This window comes from Thiospirochaeta perfilievii (assembly GCF_008329945.1).
In the GTDB taxonomy this organism is placed as follows: domain Bacteria; phylum Spirochaetota; class Spirochaetia; order DSM-2461; family DSM-2461; genus Thiospirochaeta; species Thiospirochaeta perfilievii.
This window is the reverse complement of the sequence record NZ_CP035807.1, coordinates 1057523-1077928: the sequence shown is the minus strand read 5'-3', so window position 1 is coordinate 1077928 and position 20406 is coordinate 1057523. Positions and strand designations below refer to the sequence as shown.

Sequence of the window (20406 nt, the reverse complement as noted above, 5' to 3'; positions counted from 1 at the left end):
ATACCTCTAAAAATCAAAATCCATTGTTGATGACATACTCATTCTAAAATCATATGTACTATACTCTTTCCAGCCTGAAGTACCATCTATAGCTTCTTGTAAAACAAGTACTACTTTCTGGTTATTAAACTCATCAGTTGCTCTATTAGAAAGGTGATAAGTAAACTTTTTCTCTCTCTGTCTTTCTAGACTATCAGTTGAATCGAAAGTATACTCAAACTCTTCAGAAATAATAACAGTTTTATCATGGTTGTAGAATGCAGCTTTTATTCTTCTTGGAAGTAGTTTATCACCAATAGGTTTACTCTGTATAAAACTTATTGGTTTAATAGATGAACTGATCTCCTCTTTACCTTTAATAATATCAATATCTACTAATGATCTTATAGCTTCTCTTTTTCTATTAATTCTTAAAACTGGGATAATAACTTCTTGAAGGGAAGTTCCTCCATGAACAAATTTACTACCTGCTCCTTTTACACGGACTCTATTTATAGATTTTGGGAACATACAGGTGTAGTCTCCATTTTGCCCAAGTTCATTTGCAGTAAACTCTTTATATGATGAGTGATTTTCCAAGTTTTTACCTATGAAAAATCTTCTGTTTTGTTTCCAAATATCCCCAGTAGTACTACTCTCTATAAAATCACTTTCTTCCAACTCTTTAGCCTGATAGATGAATCCATGATCTGAAGTTATAAAGTAGTTATATGAATTCATGTTATACAATCTTTTTAATAGCTCTTTTAACTCTGTAATACTATGGTTAACAGCATCAAAAACATCTTCTTCTGTTGCTTTATCATCACCTGTTTTATCAATCTTATTGTGATAGATATAGACTAACTTATTCTCTTTTAGTAATTCACGTCCTTCTTTTCCAGAATTTAGTTTCATAAACTCTTTATAGGATATAGCTAGTGATTGAACTCCACTATTCTTAGTTAATATCTTTGATCTATTTGGTGTCCCATCTGAGTTCATTCCGTCTATTAATACATTACAGTCATTTTTAATCTCTAATTCACTATTAGGTAGTAGTGATGCCATACCTAATTGGGTATAGGAAGGTAGCTCACTGTATAGATGATCTATCTTGCTTTCGTATACCATCTCCGCATTTAAGTTATCGTTTAGATCAACTCCAATCTCATATCTTAAAGCATCAGAAATAATAACTACTGCCTTTTGTCCTTTATCAATCAATGGTTTTACATTGTAATAATAGAAGTCTCTTTGTCTCTTCCCGGGGGTAGTGTTCCATGTATCTGTTCTGTCTACTGTTTTTTGCCAGTTATCGTTTAGTGGTAATAACCAATCATTACTATACAAATTATGGTACTTATCAAATAGATTCTGTAGTACTGGATTTTGTTGAGTCTGTTTATACGAGTGTATAAAGTTTCTATAATGAAGATCTACTTTATATAGTCGCTTACTATACTCATCTCCCCAAGATTCAAGATCATCAATACTAATTTTATCTTTAAGGGACTCTATCTCCCATTGTAGTTTAGCTCCATTAAGTATGGTTTCATAAAATGGTAAAGATGCTTCATAGAAGAAAGACTGCTCTCTCTGTTTTATTATAACCTCTACGTCATTTAAAGAGATTAGATTACTGTTTATTTTTTCAATTAGTTGAGTAATTATATATTTTTCAATCTCATCATATTGATCTTCGGATGCAAGTTCATTTATATCAACACCACTGTTTAGTGTCTTTTTAATATGAAGATCTTCTTGAACCCTTCTAGAGTATTCTACAAATGTCTTTGTGTCATGTTTCCAATTGGAAATCATATGTTTTATCCTAGATCATAGGGCATTTGATGCAGAGTTACTTCCTACGGAAATAAGAGAGTCTCCATTAATAAAACTTGTAACAGCTTTAAATAACTCAATAGCGAGTTCATATAGTGATGGAGAATCTGATTGATAATTATACTCTTTTTAATAACTAACCAGAAATAATTTGAAATATTAAACTTATTTAGATCCTTAAATATCTTCTCTTGTTTATCTGTAGTTATAGATAATAGTTTTAGAATAAGATCCTCAATACTAATAGCCTCACTTGTAATAACAGCTTTTAATATAGTCATTCTAAGTTCATCTTCAGTAACGACATCGGTTATCAATAACTTTTTAAACTTCTCTGTTCTACTTTTACTCTTAAAGAACTCTTTATGGGCCTTAATAAAATCTCTAAACCGATAATCAAGTCCCAGCTCCTGTAGTACAATTGCTTCAGGTGTTGTATGGAATGTATAATTAGCAAGTTTAATATCAAGTAACCAGTCATCTAAATAGTCCGGTTCTTTACCCTCAAAGTAGAGTAAAAACTTCTTATCAGAAAATTCCCTACTTATCTTATATTTAACACTAAACTCATTATTTGAAACAACTATCTTCTCAACACCTAATATATCAACAGAGTTAAACTCTTCTAACAATTCAACTTCTTCATCACACCAGAATATTATTCGATGTTTATCAAATAATTTCTCTAATGGTTCTTGGAATTTATTCATTTTACAGCACCTCTTTCCCAAAATATATCATCCGACCAATTATCTGGTACTCCCATAGAATCTTTGAAATAATTAACAGCTGGATATTTGCCAAATAGTTTTGTAAGTTCTTCTTTTATATTGATATCAATATCTAAATTATTACATAAAATTTCTACAACAATAAAAAATAGATAAATTCTATTTGGATGGGCAGGAGGTTTTGATAAAAGTTTTTTTATACTGCTCGGTTCTCTTAAATTACTATTCCATAATCTTGCGTGATGAGCACATTTATTTCTAATATCTCGTATTGAAACGATCCAAGAATTTAGCACTTTTAAATTATTTGCTCCAAACTCTTTAGATAGGGTATCTAAGGCATTCTCTTTTCCACTAAATTTAAATTCATCCTTATTCAGAGCTTTAAATATATCCATCATAGTTCCAAAAGTTGATAGTTCTATAATAGCCCAAAATGGAGGTAGATTTTTATAATTGGCATTCTTATCATTTATGTAGTTATTCTTAAAATGTAAACTGTCACTATCTTGGGATTGTAAGAAGTTAGAATTTAATTTTGATCTAAAACGATAGGCCGAATTCTTATTAAACCATTTATCATTTAAATACCAGAAAGGATCATTGGTATAATTAGATATTGTATGATCTAAACGCGTTCTTAATTTTATCTCTATTCTTCCAATAATAGTAAATAATAAATCCCTCAACTCATCATCGAATCTATATAGCTCTATTGCATCTTCAAAAGTATAATCAGAGTTATAACAGTTATTATTTTTATCCCATAATGGTTTTAAATATATCTTAAACCTATGGTAATTTATTTTTGATAGAAAACTTTCTGCACTCTCATGATTGCTAATATTTAGTTTATAATCCAATAAGAAGTCAACTAATTGCTTTGCAGATTTGTAAGGTTTATCATATATTTTATTCATAGTTTTAAAACCTTATAAAAAAAGCTCACTGACTTCACCTTAAAAAAAAATGAAGTAGCAAGCGTTGGTAACTTAAATATACTATAACTTAAAGAATTGTTCAACATTATTAAATTTGAAAGAGTTATTTTATTAAACATTTTGTACCTCAACCAGAGTGTTACAAAGAGATTTTATAGTAGCAATTATTTCTGGATGCATTATATCTCTTTCTAATGTTTTTATATAACCTGAACTACCTGCATACTCTGGTGTTTCTGTTACAAAATTAAATCTATGATATTCTTTCAATTGTTTTTTTAGTATTTCTGGAAGATCTTTTATATCATTACTTCTAGAGAGTAATCTTAACTCCCAAGGTTCACTACGGTTAACATAATGTCTAATATCTAATGCTAAATCAAATTTATTATTTAAGTTAAAATCATCTAGTACAGCACAAGGAAAACCATCCTTATTTCTACAAGAGTAATACCAAGTATTTTTAAATGGAGTAAACCTGTGTTCTCTATCTTTTATAATTTCTAATTCCGCTTTAAATAAATGGAAACTTTCTAATTCACAAAAATTACTACTTCCCCTGGGTATTTTTCTTAGATATTTGGGCAATATAGCACTTGTAAACCGGTCTTCGGTTTCAGGTAGTTTTCGATCGTCAATTCTAGGTGTTTTGACTTCAAATTTACCAATCCCAGTTACTATATCTCTCACTGGATTATAGCCATTTCTTACTACGGACTTCAGACCATTTTCATCTCTTGAGTTACTATGTTTTTCTAAAAATTCAGCCACTTCATTTTCAAGAGCTTGTTGAAGCATTTTTCTTGCACCATCCCGTAGTATTTTTTCCATCAAAGACCATGTTCCTGGATCTTTTTTAAATTTTATGTCTGTAGTATTATTACTCATAGAGCATCTCCTTTTTTATTCTGTTTTTCACAAAATATATATTAAAGGATTTGCTCTTTTATTTTAACCTATCCACAACTTTTGATTATATCTCTAATTATACTTATTTAATGTCTTATACTTGATTTCTGAGATAAAAATATTATCTTAATAATAACATTATATTTTATTAGGAGAGATTATGGGAATTGGTAGTAATGAAGCAGTAATAAAAATGGAACAAGATTTTGAAGATAGTATTAGAAACGAAGCTATAGAAGAAATTATCAATGAATATGGAGAAGATGTCAAAAATTTTGATGATCTTGTAGAAGATCGTGTAAATGATAAGATGATACAAATAGATGATAACTTCAGAAATGGAATTAATTAGAATTCCAGGATATATAATGTCGGAAAAAGACTCTATATAATACTCCAGTTCAATAAATTATTGGATGGGTTGTTAATTCATATGGTAGTAAATTAGTTGTATAAGTATATATATATGAATCAATTTAATTGATTTATAATTGAGAATTGTTCTCTTGTTTTAGGAATAGTGGTAAGGCTATGTTAGACAAGCTTTAACATTTTTTTTAAGTTTACTATATATAGGGATGGGGGATCTTATAGTACTCCACAAAAAAGGAGTATTAATTTTATTATAGAAGGTGAGGAATATTATTTATTCCATAGGAAATCGGATTACCATTTCCAAGAGAAACTACCTGAATCTTTTCTCCTATTACATATTCTGTCAGCATAGATAAACCATTTATTTGTTTTATCATATTAGTAATTACAGGTTCTAACTAAAATACCCAAAGATTATCTATAATCATCGATACTTTCTTCTGAAGGTAATAAAAGGGATTACGAGTAATCCTACAAATATTAAAGCGGAAAGTATATTCACTATAAGATATCTACTTTTAATGTCATAGAAATAAAATAGGGACATATCAAAGACTATGAAAAGTATAAACAATATAGGAAAAATTATGCTCAAATTACATATTATTCTGTTCACACCATGCATTAAATCAAAATTTCCTAAAATTATAAAATATAAAAACTGTGTTAAATGAGATATAAGAGCAAATGAAAACAAACCTAGAGTTATATTAACCTTAGTAGTGAACTCAATCTTTAGAATCTCCGCACCATTAATAACCATTCCAGATGATTGCAAAAGTGTTAGACAAGTGATTGCCCCAACGATAATAGATAGTCTTAAACCTAAAGTATCATCAATTTTCATTTAATTCTCCTTGATAATGTCACAGTGGGTCTGTATTTAAAATAACTAACAGTTATGTTAAGTTTAGTCTATCTACAACACATTCCTATAATTTTTATTCTTTTCTATTACTATAGATAAGTCTTTTATCGTTAATTTCGTATAGTGTTCAGTCATATTACTATCCTTAGAATGGCCTAAAATAGCTTGTATAATGGCTGTTGGGTAACCTTTGACTACTAACCTTGTATTATAGTATCTACGCCAAGAATGGAAGTCTATAGACCTTTCTTCACGCTCATTTTTTGATATCTTGATATTTTCTAAGGCTTTATAAAACTCTTTCCTAATTGAGTAGTTTGCTATTGGTTTATCCTGTGTTGTTTTTGAGAATATATAGTTATGAATACTTCTTGAGGAGTACTCCAATAAGATAGAATATAATTCTTGTGATATCGGTACTATTCTTGATTTTCCAGTTTTAGTTTCTTTTAAACCATATTTCCGATCCCATGAATGTGATACTATGATGTGATCTCTTTTAATATCTTTTTTGTTAATGCTAATAGTTCTCCAATTCTCATACCAGTCTGTGAAGCTAGAAGTGTGAAAATGTAGTAAATATCTTTATTCCAAATCATTCCTTTATTAATTGGATCTAGTAATTTTTCTACTTCACTAGTAGTTAGTGTTCCTTTGTTTTTAGAGTCTGTAGCAAGTCTTTTTATATGAGTCACTGGGTTTTTTGTGATATCTCCAAGCCTATAGGCTTCATTGAAAATAGTTTTGATAGCAGATAGATAAGTATTAATAGTTACGTTAGTTAAACCTTCCTTCTTTAAAATAATTATCCATTCTTCTAAATGTAATGGTTTTACATCAGTCATTAAGATATTTCCAAAATAAGGCCACATTTTATTTACTAGTTTAGCTCTAAAAAGTTCTGAGTTACTCCTTGAATAGGTTCGTCCTCTATTAAGTATCGATTCAATATATTTACACTCTCCATAAACGTACCATTTCTTGGTGTATTGTTTGAAAGTGAGGGTAGGGGAACCTGTTAGAGAATCAGTAACCAATAAGTTAATGCAGAATCTCTTTGCATCAGATTTTTTTGTACAGCCTGTACTAAACTGTTTTCTCCTATTAAACATGTCATAAGTCGTATAATAATAGACTACTTTTCCTGATTTTAGTTTTTTGGGAAATACTTTGAATGGATCTCTGTATCTCATATAATGACTCCTAAGTGTTTACACAACTGTTTACAGCAGTCATAGATTCACTTTTGGATGTCTTTATTAATCTCTGTAACTTCTTACTATAAAAGGATTTATAGTATAGTTACTTTTAGAGCAAAAAAAAAGAGCCATACCACGTAACACGGGCAACTGACTCTTAGAGTAAAATATGAAAAAAAGTTTAAAAACTAAAAAGACTATAATCATTTAACTTATTTTTTGCAACCGTTAAATGCGAAAAATGTTGTAAAATTACATTTTTTTACAATTTTTCGTTTTTTACCACCCCAATGTAAGGAAGATTTCTATATTTCTGGGCATAGTCTAGGCCCATTCCTCCTACAAAGTGGTCATCAATATCAAAACCATTAAAATCTATATTAACTTCACTTGTTCTTCTAGAAGGTTTATTAAGTAGTGTACATATTTTCATTGACTTAGGATTTCTATTAGATAGTATATTTTCAATTTTTGTTAATGTTATTCCAGTATCAATTATATCTTCTACAATTAGTACATGTCTTCCAGAAATGTGTGTTTCAATATCTTTAATTATTGATACCTCAGTATTTTCCATTGAGTCTCCATAGCTTGATGCTATCATAAAATCAACTTGCAGAGGTGTCTGCATCTGTTTTACTAGGTCTGACATAAAAATGAATGAACCTTTTAATAGTCCAATGACAACTAGGGGAGTCTCAATATCCTTATAATTATTATCAATTATATTTGCTAATTCTGTAACTTTAGATTCTATAGTCTCTTTATCTATTAAAATACTCTCTATTCCTTTAGGTAAATTCATAGATCCTCCTTATATATTTCTATTATATTATTTTTTTATAAAAGGTAACACCTGTAACATACCTAGTGTTTAATAAATATAAAGTTATATTTACGGAGGATAACATGAATAAAAAGACAATTTTAATTTTAATAATATTTTCTTTAAGCCTAGGTGTAAGCGCCAGACAGGGGAGGGATGTTACACTTATTACTAGTTATATCCTACCTGTTGAGAATTCAGCATTTAATTCAAGTTTGGTTTTAGGAATAGGTTCAGATTTTTGGGGAATCTTTGAGTTTACAGGTAAGGCTTATTTTGAAATTGATAGCAGTGCAGATAGCTTTTTTAAGAGTTTTCAAGCCCCAAATGTTTTTTCTGCAGGTGTAGGAATGAACATTCCTATGGGTGGGTTCTATTTAAAATCAGACTACCAACGTTTTTTTGCAATTCAAAGCGATATGAACGATTTAAGTGTTTCAAAATTTACTGATTCATATAAATTTGGTATTGGAATTGATTTAGATAGAGATGTCGAATTAGAAGTTTATCATCGAACTCTTTTAGATAGTAGGGATAACTTTATAGATAATGATTCCCAGGGATTTATAGGGGTTTCACTAAACTTTGTTTTATAGGGTTTAAGAGTATAAAAAAAGCCGATATTAAATCGGCTTTTTTTAGTAAGTAATAAGTTATATAACTTATTTTTTATAGATAATTTCTAAATCTAGAGATAAGTTCCTCTTTTATATCAGAAAGTTTTCCTTCTGTTGCAAAGCCTGACGCTCTTTGATGACCACCACCACCAAATGTTTCGGCTAGTTTTCTAACATCTACATCTTTTACACTTCTAAGACCTACAGTACACTTATTATCAGACTCCTGCCTAACTATTGCTATAGCTTCTACACCAGTAATGCTTAGTAGAGCTTGATATAGTGTATCAGAGTCTCTATCTTCAGCTTTTAGTTCCTCTCTGTCACTTAGGTCTTCCCATGAAATTATTATCTTACCATCATAGTGGGATTCACATCTTTCAAGGATTCTACCCATAAGCTTTCTTGACTCAAGTGTTTTTCCACCAGTCATAATAGAGTATGTCTCTTTAGGGGAAGCTCCATATTTTACTAGGGTTGCAGCATTTTCTATTGATAATTCAGATCCTTTATCAAGGTGTCTGAAAAAACCAGTATCTGTACAGAAACCTAGAAATAAATTTTCAGCTTCAAGTGGGGTTGGTACCTCATTAAAACTAAATATAAGATCTTGAATCATTAAAGTTGTTGCAGGGTAGGTTGAATCTACCCATCTATACTCACCATAATCAGAATCTGTAGCATGATGATCTATTATCATTACAGGGAGTTCTTTAATATCTTCCTCTAAAAAACCAACCCTATCAGAACTATTACAATCGACAATTACAACTATAGCACCATCCTTCTCTTTCTCTGTTAATGGTTCTAATGAGAATTTTTCCTGTAGATGTAGAGTTTCTATTCGGGTAAAAGGTCCTGCGGTATGTAGTGATGTAATTTTACCCATTCGGGAAAGGAATGATTCTAGTGCAATTGCTGAGCATAGAGTATCAGCATCAGGCTGCTTATGTGCCATCACTATAAATTTATTATTATTATTAATACAATCAATAACTGAACTATCTATCTTTCTTTGTTGCATTTGATATCCTTAAAAAAAAAGTAGGTATAATACCTACCTTATAATTATATATATAATTATCTTTAAAAATCAAATTTAAGATCAGCATTTTCAAAAAATTCATCCTGGTCTGATTGATTTGTAAAAACACCCCAAGTGGGATCTCCATAATCACTTTTTAAATACAACTTAACATGGGAAAATTCACCATCTTTCCAAAAAATTGTCATATATGGAAATGCTTTATCATAACCCTGGAAAAGCTTTGATCGCTCTCTTGTATCATCTTTTTGCTCTTCAAAAAGATAACTTGGGAGATATGCTTCTTTAGTATTTAGATCATTAGTTAAATAGTAAACTTTATATCCCTTACTGTGGGGGAAAACCTTAGTAATAACTACAGATTTAGCATAATAAGGTGATTTTGTTGCTGATGTAAGCATTATTGTTGTTAATAATAGTAGTAAAATTGATAAAGCTCTTTTATTTATAATTTTCATTTAACGCTCCTGTTTAAAATAATATAATTATTTGATAAATAGTCAAGAAATAATTAAATTAATGCGAACATTATTGCTTTAATTGAGTGCTTTCTATTTTCAGCTTCATCCCATACCACAGAGTTACTACCCTCTATTACTTCATTAGTTACCTCTAAGCCCCTAACAGCTGGTAAACAGTGCATAAAAATAACCTCACTATTATTAGTTAGCTTTAGTGAATTATTGTTAATTTGATATGGCTGCAATAGTGAAATTCTATCCTTAGATTGTTCTTCTTCCCCCATAGAAACCCAGACATCTGTATAAACAACATCAGCTCCTTTTAAGCCCTCATTCATATCTTCAGTAACTTTTACAAAGGAGTTAGATTTATTAGCTTCTTCTATAGAGTAATTTAAAACATCCTCATTAGGAGCCAGGGATGAAGGGGAAATAATTGTTATATTAACCCCCATCTTAGCACATCCAATCATTAGGGAGTGGGCCATATTGTTTCTACCATCACCAGCATATACCAGGGTTTTGCCCTCAAGAGTGCCAAGGTGTTCCTCCACGGTCATAAGGTCAGCTAATATCTGTGTTGGATGGTATAGGTCTGTTAAACCGTTAAATACAGGAACTCCAGAGTGTGTTGCAAGGCTATTTACAGTCTCCTGTTTAAAACCCCTAAACTCAATAGCATCAAACATTCTACCTAGTACTCTAGCTGTATCTTCTATACTCTCTTTTTTACCAAGTTGAATATCATTAACTGATAGAAATACAGGATGTCCACCTTCCTCCCCAAAAGCTGTCTCAAATGCACATCTTGTTCTTGTTGATGGCTTTTCAAAAATCATGGCAAGGGATAAGCCTTTAAAAAGTTGGTGATAAATTCCATCCTTTCTATCGGCCTTTAATTTATGTGCTGTATCTAATATATATCTTATCTCTTCTTTACTGAAATCCTTCAGTGTTAAGAATGATTTCCCCTTTAATTTATCTCTCATATCTACTCCAAAATAATATTTATGTATTATTATACAGCTTTTATGAAAAAATATCCAGCCTAAGAGTTTTTGTTAAAAGTCCCCTTGGGGAAAAGAGAGAAAATCGCTTCATCAACCCTAGAGTGGGTATGAAAAGTTATCTTATCAGTTATCTCTTTTGGAATATCCTTGATATCTTTTTTATTTGCTAAAGGAATTAAAACATCTGTTGAGCCATTCCTCGCAGCAGCTAGAACTTTCTCTTTAAGACCACCAATAGGTAGTAGTTGTCCAGTTAATGTTATTTCACCAGTCATAGCAGTTTTTTTATTAATACAAGTCTGTTTTATAGCTGATATTAGTGCCGAAGTCATGGTAATACCTGCAGATGGGCCATCCTTTTTAATAGCACCCTCTGGAGCGTGTATATGAATATCAACGTCCTTATCAAAATCAGGGTCAATTCCAAATAATTCACAATTTGACTTAACATAGGATATAGCAATTTGAGCACTCTCTTTCATTACATCCCCTAGTTGACCAGTTAAAATTATTCTTCCTTTACCCTTGGATAATACAATCTCCAGCGGAAGCACTGTTCCCCCTAACTGAGTCCAGGCTAGTCCAACAGAGAGTCCAGGAACCGTTGAATCTTTAATATCTTCATCAGGTATTTTATCATCTCCTAATAGATCATTTAAATTCTCATCAGTTACTTCAAATTTAATATCCTCAGCTTTAAAAGGTTCGTCACCCTCTTCAAACTCCTCAAGTTTTAATCGTGCAATTTTTCTTAGTACAGATGCTACATTTCTATTTAGGTTTCTTACTCCAGACTCCCTAGTGAATTTTCTTATTATTTTTAATAGAGAATCATCTGTAAAACTGATTTGGGCATCGGTTAACCCTATTGTTTTAAGTTGTTTTGGAATTATAAATCTTTTAGCTATCTCAGTTTTCTCTATTTCAGTATAACCCTGTATCTCTAAAACTTCCATTCTATCTAAAAGTGGGGCAGGTATAGGATTTAACGAGTTTGCTGTGGCAATAAATAGAACATCTGATAGATCAAATGGTATCTCTAAATAGTGATCAGTAAATGTATGATTTTGTTCTGGATCTAATACCTCTAAAAGTGCAGCTGCAGGATCACCCTTATACTCCGCTGCAATTTTATCAATTTCATCTAAGAGAATTACTGGGTTTTTAACACCGGTTTTTTTTATTGCTTGAATAATCTTTCCTGGTAGAGCTCCAATATAGGTCTTTCTGTGCCCTCTGATTTCTGCCTCATCTCTAACTCCACCAAGGGATATTCTACCAAACTCTCTACCTAAGGAGTTGGCAACAGATTTTCCTAAAGAAGTTTTACCAGTACCAGGAGGCCCTACAAGACATAAAACAGGGGATTTTTTTTCAACATCAAACTGTCGTACTGCAATAAAATCTAAGATTCTATCCTTAGCTTTAACCATATTGTAGTGCTCATCATTTAAAATACTTTTGGCTTTTTTTAAACTCACTAAGTCTTCACTCTTGTTATTCCAGGGAAGTTCTACCACAGTTTCAAGATAAGTTCTTAAAATGCCTGCTTCCGGTGACATAGGTTGAAGTTTATTTAATCTATTGGCATCCTTGGTTAATTTTTCTTTATCTTTAACATTAAGTTCTAATTTTTCTATCTGTTTAAGTAGTTGATCTGATCCTGAAGGATCTTCATCCTTTCCTAACTCTTTATTTATCTCTTTTATCTGTTCATTTAAAAAGTAGTCTCTTTGAGTCTTCTCTAAATTCTTTTTTACTCTTCCATGAAGATTTTGTTGTAATCTTAATATCTCAATCTCTGACTTTAAAGTTACTGCGATATTTTCAAGGTTTATTAAGTTATTGTTCTCTAAAAAGTATTTAATTTTAACTGCATAGGGTAGAGGAGTTACAAAACAGATATTTCCTAATATTTTATCAGGAGTATCTGATCTATCTATAGTTGTTACAACCTCTTCGGGAATTTTACCATGAATAGAACTATATTCAGTAAATATTTTTTTAATCACTTCTATTAATGATTTTGTTTTAGTATCTATTGGAATAGGGTTATTAATAATTTTACACTCTGCAATATAGAACTCATTAAAAGTAATTGTAGAAAGTTTAACTTTATTAACCCCTTCTACTAAAATTCTAACTGTACCATCAGGGAGTTTTAATACCTGTAATATATGGCATAATACTGCTGTTTTATATGTATTGTTTAACGATTTGCTCTTTTTTTTATCAATTGGATAACCAATTACAATATTTTTACTTTTCTCCATTGAGGATTCAAAAGCTTTAATATCTGATTGATTAGATATGAAAATTGGAGCTATAGTATTTGGAAATATAACAGTCTCCCCTATAGTTAAATAGGGAAGTACATGTTTTATATTACTTGTTAACTGGTGCCTCGTAGAGTTCTCTTGGCCAGTCTTCGATTTTTTCTTCTGTAGTTTGGATAATAGGTTCTTCATTATTTGTTATCACTTCTTTGGTTATTATTACTCGTTTAGCTGTTTTAGTTGATGGCACTTCATACATCATAGAGTTAATAGAACTTTCTAAAATTGTTCTTAATCCCCTAGCACCAGTTTTTCTCTCTACTGCAAGGTTTGCTATTGCAACAATAGCCTCTTTTTCAAAGTATAAATCCACATCATCTAGTCCTAATAGTGCTGTATACTGTTTAACTATAGAATTTTTAGGTTCTGTAATAATTCTTACTAGTGCTTCTTCATCCAAGTTATTTAATGCAACATTTATTGGAAGTCTTCCAATAAACTCAGGAATTAAACCAAACTTAACAAGATCATCTGCTTCTAAATCAGTTAATATGTTGGCTAAATCTTTATCTTTACTGGATTGAATTGAAGCTCCAAAACCTAAGCTGTTATGACCAACACGTTTCTCAATAATTTTATCAAGACCAACAAAAGCTCCACCACAAATAACTAAAATATCCTTTGTATTAATCTTAAGCATATCTTGATTAGGGTGTTTTCTTCCTCCCTGGGGAGGTACAGAAGCTTCAGTTCCCTCAATTATTTTTAAAAGAGCCTGTTGAACACCTTCACCAGAAACATCCCTAGTTATTGAAACATTTTCACTCTTTTTAGAAATTTTATCAATTTCATCTATATAAATTATACCTTTTTCGGCTTTCTTTACATCATTTCCTGCATTCTGAATAAGTTTTAATAGAATGTTCTCTACATCTTCACCTACATAACCCGCTTCAGTTAGTGTAGTTGCATCTGCAATTGCAAAGGGTACTTGTAACTTTTTAGCTAGTGTTTTTGCTAACAATGTTTTTCCTGTACCTGTAGGACCAATTATAAGTACATTTGACTTTTCTAATTCTACTGAATCATCAATCTTATGTGCACTTAAAATTCTTTTGTAGTGGTTATATACTGCTACAGATAATACTTTTTTTGCATTATCCTGCCCTATAACATAACTATCTAAGTGTTCCTTAATCTCCTTAGGAGTAGGAAGTTTCTCATCAATTTCAAGAGCCTCAGTAGACTCTTCTTCATTTACAATTTTTGTGCAAACATCTATACATTCATCACATATATATACACCTGGACCAGCAATTAATCTTTTGGCTTCATCAGATGATTTTCCACAAAATGAACAGGATTTATCTTTACTTCTAGTTTTAGCCATTATTAATCCCTTGTTAAAACCTTGTCGATAATTCCATATTCAGCAGCTTCTACTGCAGTCATAAAGAAATCTCTCTCAAGGTCATCTCCCAACTCTTTTACTGTCTTTCCTGAATGTTTAGCTAAATACTCTATTAATAGTATTTTTAATCTAGATATTTCTCTTGCTTGAATTCCAATATCTCTAGCTTGTCCTTGAACACCACCCCACGGTTGGTGAATCATTATCCTAGAAGATGGTAGACTGAATCTTTTACCTGGTGCACCACCATTTAAAAGTACTGCTCCCATACTTGCAGCCTGTCCAATACAAATTGTCTGCACATCTGGTTTAATATACTGCATAGTATCATAAATAGCTAAACCAGCTGTTACAGAACCTCCAGGGGAATTTATATATAAACTTACGTCCTTATCAGGATCCTGGGATTCTAAAAACAGTAGTTGTGCAATTATGAGGTTAGCAGATGTATCATTTACTTCTCCATCTAAAAAAACAACCCTATCCTTTAACAGTCTAGAATAGATATCATTTCTTTCCCAACCGGAACCAGTTTGTTCTGTTACCTGTGGAACTATAATATTTTCAACTTTCATTACTAACCTCTTTATAATTAAATTTTACCCATCATAAAGTCATTGTAGTCAACTTTTTCACCCTTAGTGATTGTAGCAGACTTTAAAAGACTCTTAATTAATTTTTTTGTTTTGATATCTTTTTTAAGATATTCCATCATGCCATTCTTTTCAAATGTATCTTTTAACTCATCTTCAGGCATTTTGTACATTTCAGATTGAGTTTTAATCTCATCTGCAACATCTTTATCTGATACCTTTACATCTTCTTTTTCAAGGATCTTTTCTAAAAGAATTTGAGATTTAACAGTTTTTTCTGCATCCTCTTTCCATGTCTCTTTTAATCCTTGTTTAGTTTGACCCTGTAGTTGTAGAAACATCTCTATGTTCTCTTCAGTCATTCTTGACTGTTGCATAAAGTTTCTCCATCTATTTTCAAGTTCAGCATTTATCATAGATTCAGGAATAATAAGCTCTGAATTTTCAACTATTTTTAGTAATAGATTATCTGTAGTAATATTCTCTACTCTCTCTTTTACTTGATCCTTTAATTTAGTTTCAATAGAAGCTTTAAGATCATCAAGTGTATTAAAATCTTCAGAAACATCTTGAGCTAGCTCATCGTCTAAAGCTGGTAGTTGTTTCTCTTTTACTGCAGTAATTTTAACCTGGATTTTTTTAGTAGTTCCTGCTAACTCTTTAACTTCAAAGTCTGCTGGGTAAGTTTTTTCAATAACCTTTTCCTGGTCAACTTTCATTTTGATAACATCGTCATCTAGTTTGTAGTAGTTGTAACCTGTTCCTACAGTAAATACAAAATCTTCTCTCTTTGTATCTTCTATAACTTCACCTTGTTCATCTAATTCAGCATAATTCATTGTAACAATATTTTTTGATGCAATAGTTTTGCTAGCTTTATCTATAACTATAGAGTTTTGCTCTTGGATCTTTTCTAGTTCAGCATCTTTATGTTTTTTTAAGATACTAACTTTAGGCTCTTCAATTTCAAGACCTTTGTACTCTCCAAGTTTAACCTCAGGGAAAACATCATACTTAACAGTAAATGAAAACTCTTCCTCAGGGTTAAAATCTAAATCTCCAACTAATTCTGGAGTTGCAATTCCAAGAGGTTTCTCTTCAATATCTTCTACTGCTAGTTTAAATGCTTTTTCTAGTAAATTACTTGCTGCTTCCTGCTTAAGGCTTTCACCAAAACGTTTCTCTAAAATAGTTGTAGGAACCTTTCCCTTTCGGAAACCTTTGATCTGAACAGACTTTGAGTACTTGTTTATAAGTGAATTGTACTCTTTCTTAGATTCAGCTTTGTCAACGCTTACTGAAAGCTTTACAGCTGAGTTTTCCAGCTTCTCAATGTTTTTTTTAGAAATCACGTGTTCCATCCTTTAATAAAAATAAAGTAATAAAAAAAAAGCGATCCGACTAGATCGAATCGCTAAAAAGTTAAAGCGAAAGACGGGAGTCGAACCCGCGACATCCACCTTGGCAAGGTGAAGCTCTACCACTGAGCTACTTTCGCATTGACCAGGTTTTCTTAGAAGCTAAAGAAGTTGAAACTCTATAACTAAAAAACCGTTTGCGAGCGGAGGGACTCGAACCCTCACACCGCGAGGCACTAGATCCTAAGTCTAGCGTGTCTACCAATTTCACCACGCTCGCAAATAATGTTGTTAAACAACTCGATACAAAGTATCGCTATGTAATACCTGTTTCCAGATATTTTTTACACCCTGTAGGATTCGAACCTACGACCTACGGATTCGAAGTCCGGCGCTCTATCCAGCTGAGCTAAGGGTGCAAGTAAGGGTGAATGACGGGACTCGAACCCGCGACAACGAGAACCACAAACTCGCGCTCTACCAACTGAACTACATTCACCATGTTAGTGCAACAATTTCACTTTGAATTATTTGTATAATTTTGTCAATACCACTTAAAGTAGTAGTTCGAAAAACAAATGATTCGTAGTTACTCAGCGAGATGTATTATTTCGTAAACAGATTTTTTTGTCAAGCGTAGTAATAAAAAAAAGTTCATTTATCTTTTTGCCCTTAATATAATATGTCTAGAAGTCCAGGGAATCTCTTTTTCACTTATTAAACTTTTAAGTTTATCAACAACACTCTCTTTGGTTTCACTTATATTTAACTCATTTAAAACGTCACCAAACTCTCCGTTAAACCAAGTGTCTATGTTCTCCTTCTTAATTACTCTTAGTTCTGTAGTATCAATAATCTCACTCTCTATATCTGTAAAACCTAAATCTTTTACATGATTTATAACAGTTTTACTGTCCCAATTTGTTAAAGGATTACTCTCTTTATTAAAAATGACCCCCTCTATATTTAATAAAATTTCTTTTAATTCCCTGTTGTTTACAATATTTGAAAGCCGAGTAGACTCCCTTGGTATAACCTGGGTTAAAACTAAATTACCATCCTTCTTAATATATTTTAGAAGTTTACTAATTAAATCTTTATTTTTATCAAAATAGGTAAGTCTATTTTTTAAGATTAAAACTTCAAAACTTACTTCAGTATCTGGTATAGTTCCTAAAAATATTTCAGGGCGATCAATACTGTCTAGTGTCGTTGTATAGTAGTTTAAAACTTCATAACTCTCTCTACCCTCGACTCCGGATAAAACATACCCCTCTGGTGTTCTTTTAAAAGCTTCAAATGTTAAACTCCCTCCGTCGTCACCTAGGATAAGAAAGTTAAAATGCCTGGATATTTTAAGGTTGTCAAATAACCTGTTTTTTATCTTAGTAAGATTTTCATTAAGGTCTCCCTGGGTTCTTTTTATCCATTTATCCCTCTCTTTATTATTAGGGGAGAATGTTAGAACCTCCTGGGGTGCTTGCTCCATCATTACACTTATCTGCTGTTCTCTTTTATCTAGAACACTTTTTTGAACACTTTCTTCCCAACCCTGGTCTGAGGGTTTATAAAATATTCTACCCCTTAGGGCATCGGGAAGGTAGGCTTGGGATACCCAGTGGTCTTTAAAGGCGTGGGGGTATTTATACCCTTCACCATGGCCAAAACTGTGTTTATCTCGACTTCCATCCTTTAGATGATTCGGAACCTCGGTTTTCTCTTCTTCTACTGCTTTTAATGCATCAAAATAAGCCATAGTTGTATTGGACTTTTTAGTTGTTGCCAAATATAGGGTTGCTTGGGTTAAAAAAAATGCACCTTCTGGCATCCCAATTCTATCAAATGCTGTAGCACAGCTAGTAACAACTTGGATTGCATTTGGATCTGCTAATCCAATATCCTCGCTAGCAGAGATTAATAGACGTCTTAATATATAGTTAGGAGATTCTCCAGCCCTTAACATTCTAGCAAGCCAGTACAGTGCCGCATCTGGGTCACTTCCCCTTAGGGATTTTATAAAGGCACTAATTGTATCGTAGTGGTAGTCCCCCTCTTTATCATATAAAACTGCTTTTTGCTGTATACTCTCTTGGGCAGTATCTGTTGATATGTATATCTCATCATCTATAGGAGGAGGAAAATTATCAGGAGTTGTCTCTATTGCTAACTCTAGAGCATTTAAAAGACTTCTAGCATCACCAGCTGATTTCTCTACAAGTAGTTCTAGGGCTCCTGTTTCAAATTTTATAGACCACTTACCATAACCCCGCTCTCTATCCTCAATTGCAGCCTTTGCTACTTCAAAGAGGTCAGAATCTTCTAATGGTCTTAGCTGAAAAACTCTACTTCTACTAACAAGGGCAGAGTTCACTTCAAAATATGGGTTCTCTGTGGTAGCTCCAACTAATACAAATGTTCCATTCTCAACCCATGGGAGTAGGGCGTCCTGTTGGGACTTATTCCATCTATGTACCTCATCTACAAATAGAATTGTTCTTTTTCCGTATAGTTTTCTGTTTTCTGAGGCTTCATCTATTGCTTCTCTTATCTGCTTTACTCCACTTAAAACAGCATTAATACTTATAAATAAGCTCTTTGTTGTTCCTGCTATAACCCTTGCTAGAGTTGTTTTACCCGTACCAGGAGGACCGTAAAAAATTAGGGATGATAGTTGATCACCTTTTATTGCACGTCTAAGTAGTCTTCCCTTTCCTACTATGTGGTGCTGTCCAAAATACTCATTTAAGTCCCTAGGTCTCATCCTGGCAGCTAGAGGTTCTGTATGTAGGTCATTTACCGAATCAAAAAGGTCCATTAAATTGTCTCTTTTAATACCTCTGTTGCCTGTTTTATATACTCTTTATAGTGGTCATCTACCTGAATCTGTTGGTCCCTATGAAACTCTATAAAATCCCTGTCTGTCTCAGGCTCTATAGGTATCATCTGTCCTGTTTGTTGGGCTATCTGCATTGCCTTTTGTTGCAACCTTGGGGCAAACTCGGTTTTTGCCTGTTCTAGAAGTGTTTTACTATTATCAATATATTGCTGGAACGCTGTTATAAGCTGGGTAAAAATATTCTCAATTTCCTCTTTTTTATTTGATATTAAAAGAAAGCCCTCTTTAATTTTAAGTAATTTATCAATATCTGCAGTTGAGTTCGGCAGAGTTATATTTTTAACAAATACCCATACAACTCCTTGTAAAATTTCATTTTTATTATCATTTTCAAGTTCTGTAAACCATTTTAAGAAGTCATATTTAGGTGTGTTTAAAAACTTGGAGGCAGCTTCTTTTCCTCTTACTTCCAACTCTTTTCTTTTTAGCTCATTTTTATCTATTTTTATGTTACTTGCTCTTTCCATTGCCAGTTCTAGTGCTGATTTAATTGCCATTATAGTCCTCCGTATATTTTTGTCTCTGTTACAACATATTTCATCTTTTGATCCCAACTCTCTGTAGGTATTTTATCTCTTATTTGTATATTAAATGCTAGAGCTATACTGTTTTTTACAATGTTTTTAGATAGGTATCTGTCATAATAACCACCACCTCTGCCTAATCTGTTTCCACTCTTTGTAAAAGATACTCCTGGAATAACAAATAGGGTATCATCATTTGGAATAAATTCATCAATATTTTTAGGAGGTTCTAGTATTCCAAACTTATTTAATATTAAATCTTCCCTATTTATATTGTCTACTCTATGAAATGTCATATGTTTTCCATTAATTAATGGGGCATAGACATGTTTACCTTCTTTTTTTGCGGTTTCTATTATTTTATCTGTATTTACTTCATTTTTAAAACTTATAAATATGCATATCTTATTACAGCTCTTCCAGATTGGCATAGATGTAAGATTCTCTGTTATTCTATTGGATAAAGCGTCTATATGTTCTAATGAGTTAAGATTCTCTAATATTTCTTTTCTAAGGGTATTTTTAAAATCCATAATCTATTT

At 31.9% G+C, this 20406-nt stretch carries 20 protein-coding genes and 4 tRNA genes; 2 read left to right on the top strand and 22 right to left on the bottom strand.

Annotation, left to right across the window (positions count from 1 at the left end):
- Positions 1–6: 6 nt before the first annotated feature.
- The 4 genes from pglZ to EW093_RS04985 form a co-directional block, all read right to left on the bottom strand.
- Positions 7–1803, bottom strand: a complete 1797-nt coding sequence (gene pglZ / locus EW093_RS05000) for a BREX-1 system phosphatase PglZ type A (RefSeq protein WP_149567340.1) — start codon at positions 1801–1803, stop codon at positions 7–9.
- Positions 1804–1847: 44 nt separating this feature from the next.
- Entirely contained in the window at positions 1848–2534 is a 687-nt protein-coding gene (locus EW093_RS04995; protein ID WP_149567339.1) for a hypothetical protein, read from the bottom strand.
- Positions 2531–3475 carry an Abi family protein gene (locus tag EW093_RS04990; RefSeq protein WP_149567338.1) on the bottom strand — a complete coding sequence of 315 codons (945 nt, stop codon included), beginning with the start codon at positions 3473–3475 and terminating at the stop codon, positions 2531–2533. The genes EW093_RS04995 and EW093_RS04990 overlap by 4 nt, the downstream gene beginning before the upstream one ends.
- Before the next feature lie 132 nt (positions 3476–3607).
- On the bottom strand, positions 3608–4384 hold the full coding sequence (locus EW093_RS04985) for a transposase (RefSeq protein ID WP_149567337.1): 777 nt from the start codon (positions 4382–4384) through the stop codon (positions 3608–3610).
- A 181-nt stretch (positions 4385–4565) separates the two neighbouring features.
- On the opposite strand from EW093_RS04985, the gene EW093_RS04980 reads away from it, so the two are divergent.
- On the top strand, positions 4566–4757 hold the full coding sequence (locus EW093_RS04980; RefSeq protein WP_149567336.1) for a hypothetical protein: 192 nt from the start codon (positions 4566–4568) through the stop codon (positions 4755–4757).
- A gap of 447 nt (positions 4758–5204) precedes the next feature.
- On the opposite strand, the gene EW093_RS04975 is transcribed toward EW093_RS04980, so the two are convergent.
- The 4 genes from EW093_RS04975 to hpt form a co-directional block, all read right to left on the bottom strand.
- A complete protein-coding gene (locus EW093_RS04975) occupies positions 5205–5627 on the bottom strand; it encodes a hypothetical protein (protein ID WP_149567335.1) in 423 nt (140 codons plus the stop codon).
- A 72-nt stretch (positions 5628–5699) separates the two neighbouring features.
- Entirely contained in the window at positions 5700–6134 is a 435-nt protein-coding gene (locus EW093_RS04970) for a tyrosine-type recombinase/integrase (RefSeq protein WP_246745091.1), read from the bottom strand.
- Positions 6131–6841 (bottom strand): tyrosine-type recombinase/integrase, encoded by a 711-nt coding sequence (locus EW093_RS04965; protein ID WP_149567333.1) that lies wholly within the window; start codon positions 6839–6841, stop codon positions 6131–6133. Before EW093_RS04965 ends, EW093_RS04970 begins: the two co-directional genes overlap by 4 nt.
- A 268-nt stretch (positions 6842–7109) precedes the next feature.
- Positions 7110–7652, bottom strand: coding sequence for a hypoxanthine phosphoribosyltransferase (gene hpt / locus EW093_RS04960; RefSeq protein ID WP_149567332.1), 543 nt, complete (start codon positions 7650–7652; stop codon positions 7110–7112).
- A gap of 104 nt (positions 7653–7756) precedes the next feature.
- Here hpt and EW093_RS04955 point away from each other — a divergent pair, with 104 nt between their 5' ends.
- Positions 7757–8269, top strand: a complete 513-nt coding sequence (locus EW093_RS04955; RefSeq protein ID WP_149567331.1) for a hypothetical protein — start codon at positions 7757–7759, stop codon at positions 8267–8269.
- Positions 8270–8342: 73 nt separating this feature from the next.
- Here the strand turns inward: EW093_RS04955 and EW093_RS04950 are convergent, their stop codons facing one another.
- From EW093_RS04950 to EW093_RS04885, 14 genes are all read right to left on the bottom strand, one after another.
- Positions 8343–9314, bottom strand: coding sequence for a DHH family phosphoesterase (locus EW093_RS04950; RefSeq protein WP_149567330.1), 972 nt, complete (start codon positions 9312–9314; stop codon positions 8343–8345).
- Between the two features lie 62 nt (positions 9315–9376).
- The gene (locus tag EW093_RS04945) at positions 9377–9793 is read right to left on the bottom strand and encodes a hypothetical protein (protein ID WP_149567329.1); all 417 of its coding nucleotides are present in this window, start codon (positions 9791–9793) and stop codon (positions 9377–9379) included.
- A 53-nt stretch (positions 9794–9846) separates the two neighbouring features.
- Entirely contained in the window at positions 9847–10785 is a 939-nt protein-coding gene (argF, locus tag EW093_RS04940) for an ornithine carbamoyltransferase (protein WP_149567328.1), read from the bottom strand.
- 59 nt (positions 10786–10844) lie between these two features.
- Complete coding sequence (gene lon / locus EW093_RS04935) at positions 10845–13274, bottom strand: endopeptidase La (protein WP_149567327.1); 2430 nt, start codon at positions 13272–13274, stop codon at positions 10845–10847.
- A complete protein-coding gene (gene clpX, locus EW093_RS04930; RefSeq protein ID WP_149567326.1) occupies positions 13192–14472 on the bottom strand; it encodes an ATP-dependent protease ATP-binding subunit ClpX in 1281 nt (426 codons plus the stop codon). The genes lon and clpX overlap by 83 nt, the downstream gene beginning before the upstream one ends.
- A 2-nt stretch (positions 14473–14474) precedes the next feature.
- Positions 14475–15068: an ATP-dependent Clp protease proteolytic subunit gene (locus tag EW093_RS04925; protein ID WP_149567325.1), complete on the bottom strand. Its 594-nt coding sequence runs from the start codon at positions 15066–15068 to the stop codon at positions 14475–14477.
- Between the two features lie 17 nt (positions 15069–15085).
- Complete coding sequence (gene tig, locus EW093_RS04920; RefSeq protein WP_149567324.1) at positions 15086–16438, bottom strand: trigger factor; 1353 nt, start codon at positions 16436–16438, stop codon at positions 15086–15088.
- 74 nt (positions 16439–16512) lie between these two features.
- Positions 16513–16584, bottom strand: a tRNA-Gly gene (locus EW093_RS04915).
- Between the two features lie 58 nt (positions 16585–16642).
- Positions 16643–16724: transfer RNA gene (locus tag EW093_RS04910), tRNA-Leu, on the bottom strand.
- A gap of 65 nt (positions 16725–16789) precedes the next feature.
- Positions 16790–16863, bottom strand: a tRNA-Arg gene (locus EW093_RS04905).
- A gap of 7 nt (positions 16864–16870) precedes the next feature.
- Positions 16871–16943: transfer RNA gene (locus tag EW093_RS04900), tRNA-His, on the bottom strand.
- A 159-nt stretch (positions 16944–17102) separates the two neighbouring features.
- The gene (locus EW093_RS04895; RefSeq protein WP_149567323.1) at positions 17103–19259 is read right to left on the bottom strand and encodes an AAA family ATPase; all 2157 of its coding nucleotides are present in this window, start codon (positions 19257–19259) and stop codon (positions 17103–17105) included.
- Positions 19259–19837: a DUF6657 family protein gene (locus tag EW093_RS04890; RefSeq protein ID WP_149567322.1), complete on the bottom strand. Its 579-nt coding sequence runs from the start codon at positions 19835–19837 to the stop codon at positions 19259–19261. Before EW093_RS04890 ends, EW093_RS04895 begins: the two co-directional genes overlap by 1 nt.
- Positions 19837–20397, bottom strand: coding sequence for a 5-formyltetrahydrofolate cyclo-ligase (locus EW093_RS04885; RefSeq protein WP_149567321.1), 561 nt, complete (start codon positions 20395–20397; stop codon positions 19837–19839). Before EW093_RS04885 ends, EW093_RS04890 begins: the two co-directional genes overlap by 1 nt.
- Positions 20398–20406: the final 9 nt, after the last annotated feature.

Bases quoted from the DNA above. Each gene is read 5' to 3' on its own strand.
- EW093_RS04985 (WP_149567337.1), bottom strand. From the start codon at position 4,384: ATGAGTAATAATACTACAGACATAAAATTTAAAAAAGATCCAGGAACA.
- EW093_RS04950 (WP_149567330.1), bottom strand. From the start codon at position 9,314: ATGCAACAAAGAAAGATAGATAGTTCAGTTATTGATTGTATTAATAAT.
- hpt (WP_149567332.1), bottom strand. From the start codon at position 7,652: ATGAATTTACCTAAAGGAATAGAGAGTATTTTAATAGATAAAGAGACT.
- EW093_RS04890 (WP_149567322.1), bottom strand. From the start codon at position 19,837: ATGGCAATTAAATCAGCACTAGAACTGGCAATGGAAAGAGCAAGTAAC.
- EW093_RS04885 (WP_149567321.1), bottom strand. From the start codon at position 20,397: ATGGATTTTAAAAATACCCTTAGAAAAGAAATATTAGAGAATCTTAAC.
- argF (WP_149567328.1), bottom strand. From the start codon at position 10,785: ATGAGAGATAAATTAAAGGGGAAATCATTCTTAACACTGAAGGATTTC.
- EW093_RS04895 (WP_149567323.1), bottom strand. From the start codon at position 19,259: ATGGACCTTTTTGATTCGGTAAATGACCTACATACAGAACCTCTAGCT.
- pglZ (WP_149567340.1), bottom strand. From the start codon at position 1,803: ATGATTTCCAATTGGAAACATGACACAAAGACATTTGTAGAATACTCT.
- clpX (WP_149567326.1), bottom strand. From the start codon at position 14,472: ATGGCTAAAACTAGAAGTAAAGATAAATCCTGTTCATTTTGTGGAAAA.
- EW093_RS04980 (WP_149567336.1), top strand. From the start codon at position 4,566: ATGGGAATTGGTAGTAATGAAGCAGTAATAAAAATGGAACAAGATTTT.
- EW093_RS04925 (WP_149567325.1), bottom strand. From the start codon at position 15,068: ATGAAAGTTGAAAATATTATAGTTCCACAGGTAACAGAACAAACTGGT.
- EW093_RS04955 (WP_149567331.1), top strand. From the start codon at position 7,757: ATGAATAAAAAGACAATTTTAATTTTAATAATATTTTCTTTAAGCCTA.
- EW093_RS04995 (WP_149567339.1), bottom strand. From the start codon at position 2,534: ATGAATAAATTCCAAGAACCATTAGAGAAATTATTTGATAAACATCGA.
- EW093_RS04975 (WP_149567335.1), bottom strand. From the start codon at position 5,627: ATGAAAATTGATGATACTTTAGGTTTAAGACTATCTATTATCGTTGGG.
- EW093_RS04965 (WP_149567333.1), bottom strand. From the start codon at position 6,841: ATGAGATACAGAGATCCATTCAAAGTATTTCCCAAAAAACTAAAATCA.
- lon (WP_149567327.1), bottom strand. From the start codon at position 13,274: ATGAAGAACCTATTATCCAAACTACAGAAGAAAAAATCGAAGACTGGC.
- EW093_RS04945 (WP_149567329.1), bottom strand. From the start codon at position 9,793: ATGAAAATTATAAATAAAAGAGCTTTATCAATTTTACTACTATTATTA.
- EW093_RS04990 (WP_149567338.1), bottom strand. From the start codon at position 3,475: ATGAATAAAATATATGATAAACCTTACAAATCTGCAAAGCAATTAGTT.